This window comes from Rhizobium sp. NFR07, from assembly GCF_900111905.1.
In the GTDB taxonomy this organism is placed as follows: domain Bacteria; phylum Pseudomonadota; class Alphaproteobacteria; order Rhizobiales; family Rhizobiaceae; genus Neorhizobium.
The window spans coordinates 652078-666680 of record NZ_FOKM01000001.1 but is presented as its reverse complement, the minus strand read 5'-3'; the positions used below and the strand labels follow the sequence as shown (position 1 = coordinate 666680).

General features: G+C 60.8%; 12 protein-coding genes. 10 read left to right on the top strand and 2 right to left on the bottom strand.

Translation table 11 applies throughout. The features are described from left to right. Positions 1–103 precede the first annotated feature (103 nt). Positions 104–2053, top strand: a complete 1950-nt coding sequence (locus BM216_RS02940; protein ID WP_092994599.1) for a methyl-accepting chemotaxis protein — start codon at positions 104–106, stop codon at positions 2051–2053. 187 nt (positions 2054–2240) lie between these two features. On the opposite strand, the gene BM216_RS02935 is transcribed toward BM216_RS02940, so the two are convergent. After that, a complete protein-coding gene (locus BM216_RS02935) occupies positions 2241–3548 on the bottom strand; it encodes a YncE family protein (RefSeq protein WP_092994596.1) in 1308 nt (435 codons plus the stop codon). A 670-nt stretch (positions 3549–4218) separates the two neighbouring features. Here BM216_RS02935 and BM216_RS02930 point away from each other — a divergent pair. After that, positions 4219–5055 carry an alpha/beta fold hydrolase gene (locus tag BM216_RS02930; protein WP_348271989.1) on the top strand — a complete coding sequence of 279 codons (837 nt, stop codon included), beginning with the start codon at positions 4219–4221 and terminating at the stop codon, positions 5053–5055. Between the two features lie 80 nt (positions 5056–5135). Next, positions 5136–5813, top strand: coding sequence for a gamma-glutamylcyclotransferase (locus BM216_RS02925; protein ID WP_092994590.1), 678 nt, complete (start codon positions 5136–5138; stop codon positions 5811–5813). A gap of 21 nt (positions 5814–5834) precedes the next feature. On the opposite strand, the gene BM216_RS02920 is transcribed toward BM216_RS02925, so the two are convergent. Next, positions 5835–6734, bottom strand: coding sequence for a LysR family transcriptional regulator (locus tag BM216_RS02920; RefSeq protein WP_092994587.1), 900 nt, complete (start codon positions 6732–6734; stop codon positions 5835–5837). A gap of 117 nt (positions 6735–6851) precedes the next feature. Here BM216_RS02920 and BM216_RS02915 point away from each other — a divergent pair, with 117 nt between their 5' ends. From BM216_RS02915 to BM216_RS02885, 7 genes are all read left to right on the top strand, one after another. Then, positions 6852–7784 carry a VOC family protein gene (locus BM216_RS02915; RefSeq protein ID WP_092995114.1) on the top strand — a complete coding sequence of 311 codons (933 nt, stop codon included), beginning with the start codon at positions 6852–6854 and terminating at the stop codon, positions 7782–7784. Positions 7785–8249: 465 nt separating this feature from the next. Then, a complete protein-coding gene (locus tag BM216_RS02910) occupies positions 8250–8939 on the top strand; it encodes a hydrolase (RefSeq protein ID WP_092994584.1) in 690 nt (229 codons plus the stop codon). Positions 8940–9006: 67 nt separating this feature from the next. After that, complete coding sequence (locus tag BM216_RS02905; protein WP_092994581.1) at positions 9007–9297, top strand: XapX domain-containing protein; 291 nt, start codon at positions 9007–9009, stop codon at positions 9295–9297. Beyond that, positions 9297–11279: an amidohydrolase gene (locus tag BM216_RS02900; protein WP_092994578.1), complete on the top strand. Its 1983-nt coding sequence runs from the start codon at positions 9297–9299 to the stop codon at positions 11277–11279. Before BM216_RS02905 ends, BM216_RS02900 begins: the two co-directional genes overlap by 1 nt. Before the next feature lie 170 nt (positions 11280–11449). Then, the gene (locus tag BM216_RS02895; protein ID WP_092994575.1) at positions 11450–11893 is read left to right on the top strand and encodes a DoxX family protein; all 444 of its coding nucleotides are present in this window, start codon (positions 11450–11452) and stop codon (positions 11891–11893) included. Further along, entirely contained in the window at positions 11890–13488 is a 1599-nt protein-coding gene (locus tag BM216_RS02890; RefSeq protein WP_092994572.1) for an MFS transporter, read from the top strand. Before BM216_RS02895 ends, BM216_RS02890 begins: the two co-directional genes overlap by 4 nt. Positions 13489–13656: 168 nt before the next feature. Beyond that, positions 13657–14334 (top strand): YoaK family protein, encoded by a 678-nt coding sequence (locus BM216_RS02885; RefSeq protein ID WP_092994569.1) that lies wholly within the window; start codon positions 13657–13659, stop codon positions 14332–14334. Positions 14335–14603 lie beyond the last annotated feature (269 nt).

Below are 14603 nucleotides of genomic sequence, written 5' to 3'. Positions count from 1 at the left end.
TGAGACTTCTGTCGATTTTCAAAAAAATGATTGCTCGCGTCGAACAGCAAGCATTCGCCAGTGGTCTCGCAATGCCGTTTTTAATCGAATTTGCGGGGATACAATGTCTTTTTTGAAGAATACCAGCATCCGTTCCAAGATCCTGTCGGTAATAATTCCGCTTTGCGTTGTCGGGTTCGGGGCATCGAGCCTCCTGTCCTTCAACTACAAGGCGGCTGATGCCGACTATACGAGATTCATTTCGACCGACAACGCCACGGCTGTCGATATCGGTCGCGCCAATCGCGCACTGGCCGCTACGGTTTATGGCGCCAACAGGGTGATGTTCTACCAGGCAGGTAGCCCCGAATTCAAAGCCGCAAGTGAGTTCTACAGCAGTACCGCAACGACGCTGGTGAAGCGTCTGGCGGGCATCAGGTCGGCTCTGCCGGGCAAGGGCGCCGAGCTCGATGCGATGATCGCCAGGGTCGATGAACTCGTTGCACTGACGAACGCGTCCCTGAAATTTGCCGCCGACGGCAATGGCGAACAGGCGAAAGTTACGCTCGCACAGGTGGACAAGTTGTTCGTGCCGCTTTCCAAGGATATCGCCACCTTTCTGGACAATGTCAGCGCCGAAATTGTCGATACAAGCAAGACGCTGACGACGAACACCGACAAGACGATCGTCACGTCGATGGCAACATTGTCCGTTGTTTTCGTACTCGGCATCATTGCTGCACTTCTGATAGCGTCGAAGGGGATTACCACCCCGATCGCCCGGCTTCGTGCGCGGATGAACGCGCTCGCCGAGGGAGATACGGAGGCTGCCGTCGAGGGACAGGATCGCCGCGATGAGGTCGGGCAGATGGCAGCAGCAGTTGCTGTTTTCCGCACCAATGCGATCGAGCGCGCCCGTCTGGAACGAGAGGCTGGTGAGAACCGCTCGCTGTCGGAACGCGAGCGTACCGAGCGCGAGGCCGAGAGGGCGAGGGAAACCGCGGATATTCAATTCGCCGTCGACCAGCTCGCAATGGCTCTCGGTCGTCTCGCCGACGGTGATGTCGCCTACCGGATCGACAATCCGTTCGCGCCCCATCTCGATACGTTGCGTACGGATTTCAACGGCTCGGTGAGCAATCTGAACGACACGCTTCGTGCCGTCGGCAACAATGCTCGCGGTATCGACGCGGGTGCCAGCGAAATCCGCACCGCCGCAGATAACCTCTCGAAGCGCACCGAGCAGCAGGCGGCCTCGGTCGAGGAAACGGCAGCGGCGCTCGAGCAGATCACCACAACGGTCAAGGACGCCAGCCGGCGTGCCGACGAGGTCGGCAATCTGGTCGCAAGAGCACGTGAGGGGGCGGAAAGATCCGGTCAGGTCGTGGGCAGCGCCGTGACCGCGATGAATGAGATAGAGCGCTCTTCGGCAGAAATCACAAACATCATCAGCGTCATCGATGATATCGCGTTCCAGACCAATCTTCTGGCGCTGAACGCCGGTGTGGAGGCCGCGCGTGCAGGAGATGCCGGCAAGGGTTTTGCCGTCGTCGCGCAGGAAGTCCGGGAGCTGGCGCAACGCTCTGCGCAGGCCGCCAAGGAGATCAAGGCGTTGATCAATACGTCAGGCGAGCAGGTGCGTGTCGGCGTAACCCTCGTCGACGAGACGGGTGAGGCTCTGAAGGTGATCGTTGCTGAGGTTCAGGAGATCAATCGGCACGTCGCCGCCATCGTGGAGTCATCCCGCGAGCAGGCGACCGGACTACAGGAAATCAGCAACGCTGTGAACACGATGGATCAGGGCACCCAGCAGAATGCCGCAATGGTGGAAGAGTCCACTGCTGCAAGCCACGGTCTGGCACGGGAAGCCGCTGCACTGAATCAGTTGCTGTCGCGTTTCAATCTCGGCGAAGGTACGTCGGTTTCCGTCGCACCTGCCATGAAGCCCGCTCCGGTTTCTGCTGCATCTCAACCTGCCGTGTCGCCGGCCCGCGCACTCGGGCGCAAGCTGAGCAACGCCTTCGGTGCAGGATCTGCGGCTGCTGTTCAGCCGGCTTCCTGGGAGGATTTTTAACCGCGATAGGCATGCGACGTAGAAATCAGACGGGCGGCCAAGGCTGCCCGTTTTTCGTTTCAACAGGGACCAGGAGAACGGATGTCGCGGACAACGCCCGCCTGCAGCTCTTTACCGCCCACGAAAAAGGCCGGCGAAGTGATCAGACTTCGCCGGCTTTAAATAGCACTAGTCGGTCGCGTCCCGCTTATTCAGCCGCGAAATAGCCGATCATGTAGCTTTCGGAGCCGATTTCGGTGACCCGACCCTTCACCTCGTTCGTCGTCAGATCGACGATCCAGACCATGCTGGAGTTGTGACCGTCCTTCGGCGGCGCTCCGGTAATTGCCGCATATTGGCCGTCCGGTGTGATCGCAACGCCGCGCGGGCGAGATGGCTTGTCGCTACCGGTCGAAAGCGGAATGCGGGCGAGGGTGGCCTTTTCGCCTGCAAGAGCCTTGGCGACATCGATGATGTCGATGTTATTGGTACGGAAGTTGGTACTGACGATTTTTGTACCGTCCGGAGTGAATGCGCCGACGAATGGCCGTGAGGACTCGTTTTCGTCATCGGTACCAACACGCACGCGGGCGACTTCTGCCGAGGCCGGGTCGGTCCCGGCTTTCAAAACGTCGATGATCGAAATGGTATTCGCCTCCTTGCCGTCCTGCGGATTTTCGCGGGAGGCCTGCGCGACCAGTTTGCCGTCCGGGGACGTGCTGATGCCGAAACCGCCGGCCTGTACCGGGATGCGGCCGATTTCCGCATTCGGCTCACCGGCGATCGCTTTGGCAACGTCGATCACGGACACGTCATTGCTGCCGCCGTTGGCGGTGAAGATCAGGCCGGACTTTCCGCCTAGCGGGCTCGCTGTCACACCATTCGTATCCGGGAAGCAGCCGAACCGTGCGTCGGGCGCCGACTTGGCCATGTCCGCGGGTGGGCAATCGTGCCCAGGCTTTCCATAGGCCTGCTCGACCTTGTGGACGACCTTGCCTTTGGCGAGATCGATGATGTTGATATGCCGTCCGCCGTCCTCCAGGCCCTGCGCTTCTGCGTGGGCGAGAGCCGCGTGAGTTCCGCCCGGCAAAATAGTGAAGCCGGTGGCGCCGTAACCTTCGCTGTCGATCCAGCCCTTGACTGCGTGAAGCGTTTCGTCCGCCTCCTCATCCAGTGCCTTCGTCAGGTCGACGACCGTGACGGATCCGCGATGGCCATGCTGGAACTTGGCAGTGTCCGCAGCCGCGGTGGCGCCGGAATGGTTGGATATGTAAGCCGTGCGGTAATCGGGTGCGATCGTGACGATGATCGGCTGGCCGCTGGCAATCTGCTTCTCGCCGTTCACGACGATATCTGGAGTTACCCTCAGGCGGTTCACCACCGCCTTGGATGTACCGTCATTTGCCGGGTCGATCGCCTTCTCGAGGTCGATGACCAGAACGATATTGTCCCACCGGCCGCTCGCTAGAAAATAGTCCTTGGACATTGCAGGTGTCGTTCCGATAAGCATTCCCATGCCTAAACTTGCTGATTTCCAGAATAAATTCATCTCAAGAATACCCCTTTAAAAAGCCGTCCTGCCGAAAGGCAGGGGGTAAAAAGACCGGATCAGGGCCGGCCGCCTTCTATCCGGCGAGAAATGCAAACCGGACAGAGTAGCCGGGAGGTCAGGGGGCGAGTGTGAATGTCCGCCTCACGCCTCTACAGCCAACCCAAACCTAATCTTAAGATGATCAAGTGTCATATTTGATTTGCTGTGCGGCGAGCTACGTCGGGATGCGGTTAACGCCCCCGTATGTCTGAGGTGGCAATTTGATCGAAACCGCGGCTACCCGGAATGATGTGAGCGTTCGCTCCGTCTCGCTCGGCTCTGACCGCCCTTGTGAGGCTTAACTGAAACGACTTATCCTTATTGTTGCATTTGTGGCAATAAATTCGAAACAATTACCATAATTGTGTGAGGGGCAGGCTGACGGCAATATCACTCCTGTCAGACGAACACAGCGTCGCCTGAAATTTTCAATCACGAAATCGCAGGACGCGGGATGACCAAAACTTTCACTTCCATGACACGCCGGAGTGCTCTGATGTCAGCAGGCACCATGGTCGCCATGGCGATTTCACCTTCTCTCAGCTTTGCAGCCGATACTGCTCAAACAACAAACTCAATCGAAGGAACCAAGACAATGGCATATGTAACCACCAAGGACGGCGTCGAGATCTTCTATAAGGACTGGGGTCCGAAGGATGCTCAGCCGATCGTTTTCCACCACGGCTGGCCGCTGTCGTCGGACGATTGGGATGCCCAGATGCTGTTCTTCCTCTCGAAAGGGTTTCGCGTTGTAGCCCATGACCGTCGTGGCCATGGCCGTTCCGCCCAGGTTGTCGACGGTCACGACATGGACCATTACGCTGCCGACGCCTTTGCCGTCGTCGAAGCGCTCGACCTGAAGAATGCCGTCCATATCGGCCATTCCACCGGTGGTGGCGAAGTCGCCCGTTACGTTGCCAAGCACGGCCAGCCTTCCGGCCGTGTTGCCAAGGCGGTTCTCGTCTCCGCGGTCCCGCCGCTGATGCTGAAGACGGATGCAAATCCTGAAGGCCTGCCGATCGAAGTTTTTGACGGCTTCCGTTCGGCGCTTGCCGCTAACCGCGCGCAGTTCTTCCGCGACGTCCCGGCCGGTCCGTTCTACGGCTTCAATCGCGAGGGCGCCAACATACAGGAAGGCGTTATCCAGAATTGGTGGCGTCAGGGCATGATGGGCGGCGCAAAGGCCCATTACGACGGCATCAAGGCCTTCTCGGAGACCGACCAGACCGAGGACCTGAAGGCAATCACCGTCCCGACGCTCGTCCTGCATGGCGAAGACGACCAGATCGTGCCGATCGCCGACTCGGCGCTGAAATCGGCCAAGCTTCTGAAGAACGGCCAGCTCAAGACCTATCCGGGCTTCTCGCATGGCATGCTGACGGTGAACGCCGACGTGCTGAACGCCGATCTGCTGGCCTTCGTCCAGTCCTGACCAATCCCGGAGCCGCGACGCGAGAGCGACCGCGGCTCCGATCCTTTGCCATTCGTGCCTAACTTCGGAAGATGACGATAATGCTGCTGACCCCCGAGCTTGTTGCCCTGACGTTGCGTGACGTTCAAGACGATGGCCCGGAGCCGGGCTGGACGCCGCTATCAGATGCGGAACTTGAGCTTCTCGTCGATAGAATAGAGCAGGAAGCGGGCAGCGAGCCGGTCCGGGTCTTCGCCTATGGATCGCTGATCTGGAATCCCGAATTCGAGCCGGCGGCCCGAATGCGCGCGACGGCTTACGGCTGGCATCGCTCGTTTTCGTTGAAGATCGAACGCTGGCGGGCGACCAGCGAGCAGCCCGGCCTGATGATGGCGCTCGAGCGTGGTGGACGATGTGACGGCGTCCTGCTCCAATTATCAGGGAAGCGCCGCCGCCAAGATCTGCGTGCGCTCGTTGCGCGCGAGATCAAGTACCACGAAGTTGCTGACATGGTGCGCTGGGTCCGGGTTCAGACAGCTGAAGGCCCGAAACGGGCCCTGACGTTCTGGGCAAGCACCCGGCGATCCGGCCTCACCGCGCCATTGTCGACGGAAATCACTGCGACCCTGATCGCCAAAGCCTGCGGGGAGGGCGGATCGTGCGCGCAATATCTGCGCAACACGATTGTCGACCTCGAAGCGGAGGGGATCCGCGACCGAAACCTCTGGCAGTTGCAGGCGTTTGTCGCCGAACGGATCAAAGCAGGGCAGGCGGGCTGACGCGGCCGGCCGGATCGCGCTTCAATCCAGCATGACCATGTGCGCCGGAACCTGTTCTTCAAAGAACTTGGAGAAGGAGGCGATCCGGGGCGGCAGGGCCTGATAGGGCGGATAGTATAGGGTCAGCCACAAGTCCGGCGGCGCCCAACCCTTAAAGACATGAACCAGGCGCCCGGTATGCAGGTGCTCGGAAATATGGAACCCGGGTAGCATGGCAACGCCCGCGCCGCTCGCGGCCATGTCGGCCAGCACTTCGCCATTATTGGCGCTGAAGGCCCGTCCGGCCGAAATCGTCATGCTCGATCCGCCGTCCGACAGAACCCAGTTCTCCCGCCGGCTTTCGCCGCTATAGGCGAGGCAGTCGTCGGGCGTCAGCTCGTTCGGGTGCTGCATGGATACGAACCGGCTTCCCGGCGCGGCGACGAGGATGCGCGGCACCACCCGGATCTTGCGCCAGATCGTGAACTTGTCCGAAGGCTGCGACGAGATGCGGATCGCCAGATCGTAATCGTCATCGACGATGTTCACCAATCCATCCGACAGCGAGATCTCGAAGCTCATCTTCGGATAGCGTTCCTTGAAGCCGGCGAGAATCGGCGGAAGCACGGCCTTGCCGAACCATGTCGGCGCGCTGATCCGCAGTCGCCCCTCATCGCCCTTATGGGCATTCATCACATCCCGTCTTGCCTCTTCGAGCGTCTTCACCGCCGGCTGAACCTGCGCGGCGAAGATCGCACCATCGGTGGTGAGGGAAACCTGCCGCGTGGTGCGCACGAAGAGTTGCACGCCCAGTTCGGTCTCAAGTGCGGCAATCGCACGCGTGACAGCCGCGGGCGTCATGTCGAGCTCGCGGGCCACCTGAGCAAAATTCCGCTTTTCGGCAGCGAGCAGGAAGATTCTGAGAGCTTTGTAATCGTTCATCGTGATTGTTTCGAAAAATGCAATTCAGTCGCGAGAAATATTGCAATTATCGGCGCTGATCAACGGGATTATCTTCATACCAACACATGAAACATGGTTCAATTGAAAGGCATCGACATGATCAAGGATATCAAGGGACTGCATCACGTGACCTCCATGGCATCTGATGCGCGGCAGAACAACCGTTTCTTCACCGACACGCTGGGCCTGCGCCGCGTCAAGCAGACGGTCAATTTCGACGACCCGAGCGTCTATCACCTGTATTATGGCGATGAGAATGGTTCGGCCGGGACGGTCATGACCTACTTCCCGTTCCCGAACATGATGCTGGGTCGTCCCGGGGTCGGTGAAGTCGGCGAAACGCAGTTCTCCGTGCCGGCCGGTTCGCTGAAGTTCTGGCAGGACCGCTTCACTGCCCAGGGTGTCAACGGACTGGAGATCGATACCGTATTCGGCGCCAAACGGCTTCGCTTTATGGGACCAGACGGAGACAGCCTTGCGCTGATCGAAACGGCCGACGACAGCCGCGCGCCATGGCTCGCCGACGGCATCCCGGGCGATGCCGCCATTCGCGGTTTCGCCGGCGCCCGCTTCAACCTGCACGATACGGCGGCTACCGAGGAGCTGCTCGGCTTCATGGGCTATGAGCGCGCCGAAAAGGAGGGCGACGTCACCCGCTTCATCATTCCGGGCGGCAACGGGGCAGATACGATTGATCTCGTAGCGCTGCCGAAGACGCCTTTCGCCCGTCAGGGGGCCGGTTCGGTCCATCATATCGCCTTTGCCGTCGACAATCGAGAGAAGCAGCTCGAGGTGCGCAAGGCGCTGATGGATACCGGCTACCAAGTTACGCCGGTCATCGACCGGGACTATTTCTGGGCAATCTATTTCCGCACGCCCGGGGGCGTGCTGTTCGAGGTGGCTACGAACGAGCCGGGCTTCAACCGGGACGAGGATACCGCGCATCTCGGCGAGGCGCTCAAGCTCCCGAGCCGATACGAGGATTTCCGCGATGAGATCGAGGCCAATCTCGTGCCGCTGGCAGCCTGACCTCCGGCGTGAAATTTTTGCGGGAAGATGAATTCGGAGCGTCGCGATCCTTTGATCGCGGCGCTTCAGTGCGTCCTGCGCGAACGGCCGTAGTGATGGACTATGTGAGCTTTCAGGGCGATGGCAACTACAGATTTGGCGAATTCACAAGGCCCGGCACGCACTTAGCGCGAAAACCTCTCACAATATGGGAGCGGCAAGCGCTTCCGAAAAGGAAACAGCGGGCTCGTTGCTGATTGTTGCCAATATCGAAATTCAATCTCAATTAATATTGCAATTCCGCGCCATAAGCCACTGCGTTAGATTTCCCTTCAGCAGCCAAGACAACGAGTGAACGGCTCCCCTCAAGGAACCGGGAACACTCCAAGGATTGCAGAACGAGCGTCGTGCCACGGCGTCCGATCGACCGCTGCTGCCCATTCCAGACACCGCAGAGGCGGTCCAACAAACGAAGAGGAATTGACCATGTCCAAGCTCGAAGTCCTGACCCCGGCAAACAGCCAGCTCATCTTCATCGACCAGCAGCCTCAGATGGCATTCGGCGTCCAGTCGATCGACCGTCAGACCCTGAAGAACAATGTCGTCGGTCTCGCCAAGGCTGCCAGGATCTTCAACATCCCGACCACGATCACCACCGTCGAGACCGAAAGCTTCTCCGGCAACACCTTCCCGGAACTTCTCGCCGTCTATCCGGAAAATGACATCCTCGAACGCAGCTCGATGAACTCCTGGGACGACCAGAACGTCCGCGACGCGCTTGCGAAGAACGCCGCCGACGGCCGCAAGAAGATCGTCGTCTCCGGCCTGTGGACCGAAGTCTGCAACACCACGTTCGCGCTCTCGGCTCTCCATGACGTTCCGGAATATGAGATCTACATGGTCGCCGACGCCTCCGGCGGCACGTCGTCCGACGCCCATAAATACGCGATGGACCGCATGGTGCAGGCCGGCGTGATCCCGGTCACGTGGCAGCAGGTTCTCTTGGAATGGCAGCGCGACTGGGCCCGCCGGGAAACCTACGATGCTGTCACCACGCTGGTGAAGGAACATTCCGGCGCCTACGGCATGGGCATCGATTATGCCTACACCCACGTCCACAAGGCAACAGAGCGCGTCAGCCATGGCAAGCGCATCGGCCCGAACCCCGCCAAGTAAGGGCCTGACCAGACCGCTCCGAGAACCCCGTCGGAGCGGTCCTTTCTTAACCGTGGAGGACAACCCCATGAAAATCTATCTGATGTCTCTCGGTGCAGGCCTGCTGGTCGGCATCGTCTACAGCCTGCTGAACGTCCGCTCTCCCGCCCCGCCGGTCATCGCGCTGGTCGGCCTGCTCGGCATTCTGGTCGGCGAGCAGATCATTCCGCTCGCGAAAACCCTGTGCAGCAAGGAGCCTGCAGCAATCTCGTGGATCAACCAGATCAAGCCGCACATGTTCGGCCATCTGCCCAAGGGCAGTGAACGGACCGCCGATCTGGCCCGCAGCCAGAGCGCATCTACAGAGGAGAGAAGCTGATGCCGACACGTAGAACCCTTCTCGGCGCGGCGTCCAGCCTCGCCTTTCCCTCGCTCTTCTCGTCGGCCCGCGCTGCCGATCCCGTTAGAACCGGAGCCGCCACCATGCATCCCGACACCATCCTTCACAACGGCCGCGTCACCACGCTCGACCGCGCCAACCCCAATGCCACGGCAATCGCCATCAGGGACGGCCTGTTCCTGGAGGTCGGGTCCGACAACGAGATCATGCGTCTTGCCGGCCCGGATACGAAGATCGTCGACCTCAAGGGCAAGCGCGTCCTGCCGGGCCTCATCGACAACCACACCCATGTCGTCCGCGGCGGCCTGAACTACAATATGGAACTGCGCTGGGACGGTGTGCGCTCGCTTGCCGACGCGATGGACATGCTGAAACGGCAGGTCGCGATCACGCCCGCACCGCAATGGGTCCGCGTCGTCGGCGGCTTTACCGAACATCAGTTTGCCGAAAAGCGCCTGCCGACGATCGAGGAGATCAACGCGGTTGCGCCCGACACGCCGGTCTTCCTGCTGCATCTTTATGATCGTGCGCTGCTGAACGGAGCCGCCCTGCGCGCCGTCGGCTATACCCGCGACACGCCGAACCCGCCGGGCGGCGAGATCACCCGCGATGTCAATGGAAATCCGACCGGCATGCTTCTCGCCAAGCCGAATGCCGGCATCCTCTATTCGACCCTCGCCAAGGGGCCGAAACTGCCCTTCGATTACCAGGTCAACTCCACCCGCCATTTCATGCGCGAACTCAATCGTCTGGGCATTACCGGCGTGATCGACGCCGGCGGCGGGAACCAGAACTATCCGGACGACTACCAGGTCATCCAGAAGCTTTCGGACGAAAACCTGCTCACCGTTCGCCTTGCCTACAATCTGTTCACCCAGAAGCCGAAGGAAGAGAAGGAGGACTTTCTCAACTGGACGCAGTCGGTGAAGTACAAGCAGGGCAACGACTATTTCCGGCACAATGGCGCTGGCGAGATGCTGGTATTCTCCGCCGCCGATTTCGAGGATTTCCGCCAGCCGCGCCCTGAAATGGGCCCGGAGATGGAAGGCGAACTGGAAGAGGTCGTGCGGGTCCTGGCCGAAAACCGCTGGCCCTGGCGCATGCATGCCACCTATGACGAGACGATCTCCCGCTCGCTCGATGTGTTCGAGACGGTCAACAAGGACATTCCGCTCGAGGGCCTGAACTGGTTCTTCGACCATGCGGAAACCATTTCCGAGCGCTCGATCGACCGTATCGCGGCGCTTGGCGGCGGTATCGCCACCCAGCATCGCATGGCCTACCAGGGCGAATATTTCGTCGAGCGCTACGGCCACGGGGTGGCGGAAGCGACGCCGCCGATCCGCCGCATGCTCGACAAGGGCGTCAACGTCTCGGCCGGTACGGATGCGACCCGCGTCGCCTCGTATAATCCGTGGGTATCGCTCTCCTGGATGGTGACCGGAAAAACCGTCGGCGGCATGCAGCTCTATCCGCGCGCCAATTGCCTGGACCGCGAGACGGCGCTCAGGATGTGGACGGAAAAGGTCACGTGGTTCTCCAACGAGGAAGGCAAGAAGGGCCGCATCGAAAAGGGCCAGTTCGCCGATCTCGTCGTGCCGGACAAGGATTTCTTCTCATGCGCCGAGGACGAGATCTCGTTCCTCGTCTCGGAACTGACCATGGTCGGCGGCAAGATCGTCTATGGCGCGGGTGACTTCAGGGCGCTCGACGAGAACGCCGTTCCGCCGGCGATGCCCGACTGGTCTCCGGTCCGCAAATTCGGCGGTTATGCGGCCTGGGGCGAACCGGAGGGCGCCGGCGCCCGCTCGCTGCGCCGCACGGCAATCTCGACCTGCGGCTGCGCCAGCGATTGCGGCGTGCATGGCCATGACCATGCCGGTGCCTGGACATCGAAGCTGCCGGTCGCCGACCTCAAGGGCTTCTTCGGCGCGCTGGGCTGCTCCTGCTGGGCAGTCTGATCTGTCTTCCCGCCCGGGCGGCCACGCCGCCGCCCGGGCGCGTTCTATAATTTCAATAATCGCAATTAAATCGAAATTATTGATGCAATTGTTGGTGGCGCGGCAAGCAGCCAATATCGCTCCATCAACCGCAGCCGCTCGATCAGAGCGGCGAATATGGAGGAGCAGATTTGACCTACCAATCCCCTATATCGAATCCCGTTCGAAGCAGTCTGGCCCGCCTTATGGGCTCCCCGGCCGTGCGAACGGTATCGCTGCTGGCGCTCTGCGCCGCCTATATCCAGGGCCCACTCACCAAGATCTCCGACTTTGGTGGCGCGCTCGCCGAGATGGATCATTTCGGCCTCCATCCGGTGGCCTTCTTCGCCGTCACCGTCATCGTCTTCGAACTCGCGGCATCCGCCATGGTGGTGTCGGGCTTCCTGCGCTGGGCCGGGGCCCTGGCGCTTGCGGGCTTCACACTTCTTGCGACCTTCATCGCCCTTCGCTTCTGGGAAATGGCCTCCGGCATGGACCGCGTGATGGCGATCAATGCCTTCTTCGAACATCTCGGTCTCGCCGGTGCCTTCGTCATCGTCGCTGCAATCGATCTTACCAAGGGAGCAGGCAAATGAGCGCTGCAAAATCCTCCGGGGGCAGCTTTGCTCCCCTCGCACAGCCCGTCTTTGCGGTCCTCTGGGTCGCAACCGTCCTCGGCAATACCGGAAGCTTCATGCGCGACGTCGCGAGCTCGTGGCTGATGACGGATCTTTCCGCATCGCCTGCCGCGGTCGCCATGGTCCAGGCAGCCGGCACCCTACCGATCTTCCTTCTCGCCATCCCGGCGGGTGTGCTCACCGACATCCTCGACCGTCGCAAGTTCCTAATCGCCGTCCAGCTCCTGCTGGCCTCCGTCAGTGTCTCGCTGATGGTTCTTGCCCAGACCGGCATGCTGTCGGTCAGCGCGCTGATCGGTCTAACATTCCTCGGCGGCATCGGTGCCGCGCTGATGGGCCCGACCTGGCAGGCGATCGTGCCGGAACTGGTCAAGCGCGAGGATGTGAAGAGTGCCGTGGCATTCAATTCGCTCGGCATCAATATCGCCCGCTCGATCGGGCCCGCCGCCGGTGGCCTGCTGCTCGCGGCCTTCGGAGCGGGGGTCACCTATGGCGCCGACGTTGCCAGCTATTTCGTGGTGATCGCGGCTCTCGTCTGGTGGCCGCGGGCGAAGAATGTCAATGACGCGCTTCAGGAGAACTTCTTCGGTGCGTTCAGGGCCGGGCTTCGCTACACCCGCTCCAGCAGGCCGCTCCATGTCGTTCTCCTGAGGGCCGCGATCTTCTTTGCCTTCGCCAGTGCCGTCTGGGCGCTTCTTCCGCTGGTTGCCCGGCAGCTGCTCGGGGGTGACGCGAGCTTCTATGGCATCCTGCTCGGCGCGGTCGGCGCGGGTGCGATCGGCGGAGCCCTGGTCATGCCGAAGCTGCGCGAGCGACTGAGTTCAGACGGACTGCTTCTTGGCGCGGCGCTGACCACCGCAATCGTCATGGGGGTGCTCTCGCTCGCCCCGCCGAAGTTCGTCGCCATCATTGCCCTCCTTTTCCTCGGTGGCGCATGGATTACCGCGCTCACCACCCTCAACGGTGCGGCACAGGCCGTTCTTCCCAACTGGGTGCGCGGTCGCGGCCTTGCCGTCTACCTGACCGTTTTCAACGGCGCGATGACCGCCGGAAGCCTGGGCTGGGGTGCAGTGGGCGAAGCCGTGGGTATCCAGACGACGCTCATCATCGGAGCGGTTGGTCTTGTTGCCGCGGGCTTCATCATGCACCGCGTGAAGCTTCCCGCAGGCGATGCCGACATGGTGCCATCCAACCACTGGCCCGAGCCGCTCGTGGCTGAGCCGGTCGCCCATGATCGCGGTCCGGTCCTGATCCTGATCGAGTACAGGGTGGAAAAGCAGCACCGCAGCGCCTTTCTGCACGCGATCGATCACCTGTCCAGCGAACGCCGCCGGGATGGTGCCTATGGATGGGGTGTGACGGAGGATTCGGCCGACCCGGAGAAGATCGTCGAGTGGTTCATGGTGGAATCCTGGGCCGAACATCTTCGCCAGCACAAGCGGGTCTCCCACGCCGATGCCGACCTGCAGGGCAAGGTGCTGAGCTTCCATATCGGCCCGGACAAGCCTGTTGTCCGCCACTTCCTGACGATCAACCGGCCCGGTGCCGCATAACCGAAACAGAAAGGGCAGGGCGGTTTCGGCCGCCCGTTCCTTTAGGTCGAAAAGCGCAATTAATTCCCAACAACTGATGCGATCGTGGCCGCACGCATAGGGCTGCAAGACAGAGGCTGATCCGCGCGGCACACGATCGCGGCATCATCACCATTTGGGATCTTGACGATGAAACTTCCTTCTCTTCCGACCCTTTTGAGCTTCAACGGCGGCTATGTTGACACGCTCGGCTTCCTGTCCCTATCGGGATTGTTCACGGCGCATGTCACGGGCAATTTCGTGACCTTGGGCGCAACCATGGCCCATGGCCTGGATGGGGCTTGGTCGAAACTGCTGGCGCTCCCGATGTTCTGCCTTGTCGTGTTCACATCGCGGCTGGTCTGCCTCAAGCTGCAAAGCCGGGAGGTCTCGCCCATCCGTCCCATGCTTGTGTTCGAGCTGATGCTGCTTGCCGCCGTTGCCGTCATGGCGCTCATCTATGGACCATTCCGCGGCGACAACAGCAACATCACCTTTGTGGTCGCGCTGACCCTTGTATCGGCCATGGCGATCCAGAACGGCCTGCACAAGGCACATCTCGCCAAGGCTCCGCCGTCAACACTTATGACCGGAACGACGACGCAGATCATGCTCGATCTCGCCGACATCCTCGCAAACTCGAAATCCGGCGAGATTGCTGCAGCGAAGGCGCGGGTGAAGAAGATGGGAACCGCCGTGTTTACGTTTGCCGTCGGCTGCGGCGTCGCCGCTGCCGGCTTCATCTTCGCTCCGGTGGCGGCGTTCAGCCTGCCGGTCATCCTCGCGGTCATCACTCTGTTTGCAAGCAGCGCCGAGGCCGAGTCCTGACTGCTGCAAAGAACATTCACACCTTGCTAGCCTCCTTTAGGCATCTCGGTCTCAGAAACCGTATCAAGTCGAGCCGCATCACGATTGCCGTCGGGGTTCTGCAGGTGGAAAGCCCACCCAATTACAACGACGAAGGCGAGTGTCACAAACGAGCAGGATTGAAAGATCGACATATCGATAGGCTCCAATGACAGCAAAATGACGGTCAAGGTTGAGCATAGGGAGGTTTGAAGCACGAGCTGCGCACTTCCTATCATTGGATAACCTCC

What these genes read in the sequence shown, in the direction of transcription:
- BM216_RS02925 (WP_092994590.1), top strand. Translation starts at nt 5,136, where the DNA reads ATGCTGCTGACCCCCGAGCTTGTTGCCCTGACGTTGCGTGACGTTCAA.
- BM216_RS02905 (WP_092994581.1), top strand. Translation starts at nt 9,007, where the DNA reads ATGAAAATCTATCTGATGTCTCTCGGTGCAGGCCTGCTGGTCGGCATC.
- BM216_RS02930 (WP_348271989.1), top strand. Translation starts at nt 4,219, where the DNA reads ATGGCATATGTAACCACCAAGGACGGCGTCGAGATCTTCTATAAGGAC.
- BM216_RS02920 (WP_092994587.1), bottom strand. Translation starts at nt 6,734, where the DNA reads ATGAACGATTACAAAGCTCTCAGAATCTTCCTGCTCGCTGCCGAAAAG.
- BM216_RS02940 (WP_092994599.1), top strand. Translation starts at nt 104, where the DNA reads ATGTCTTTTTTGAAGAATACCAGCATCCGTTCCAAGATCCTGTCGGTA.
- BM216_RS02915 (WP_092995114.1), top strand. Translation starts at nt 6,852, where the DNA reads ATGATCAAGGATATCAAGGGACTGCATCACGTGACCTCCATGGCATCT.
- BM216_RS02890 (WP_092994572.1), top strand. Translation starts at nt 11,890, where the DNA reads ATGAGCGCTGCAAAATCCTCCGGGGGCAGCTTTGCTCCCCTCGCACAG.
- BM216_RS02910 (WP_092994584.1), top strand. Translation starts at nt 8,250, where the DNA reads ATGTCCAAGCTCGAAGTCCTGACCCCGGCAAACAGCCAGCTCATCTTC.
- BM216_RS02935 (WP_092994596.1), bottom strand. Translation starts at nt 3,548, where the DNA reads ATGGGAATGCTTATCGGAACGACACCTGCAATGTCCAAGGACTATTTT.
- BM216_RS02900 (WP_092994578.1), top strand. Translation starts at nt 9,297, where the DNA reads ATGCCGACACGTAGAACCCTTCTCGGCGCGGCGTCCAGCCTCGCCTTT.
- BM216_RS02885 (WP_092994569.1), top strand. Translation starts at nt 13,657, where the DNA reads ATGAAACTTCCTTCTCTTCCGACCCTTTTGAGCTTCAACGGCGGCTAT.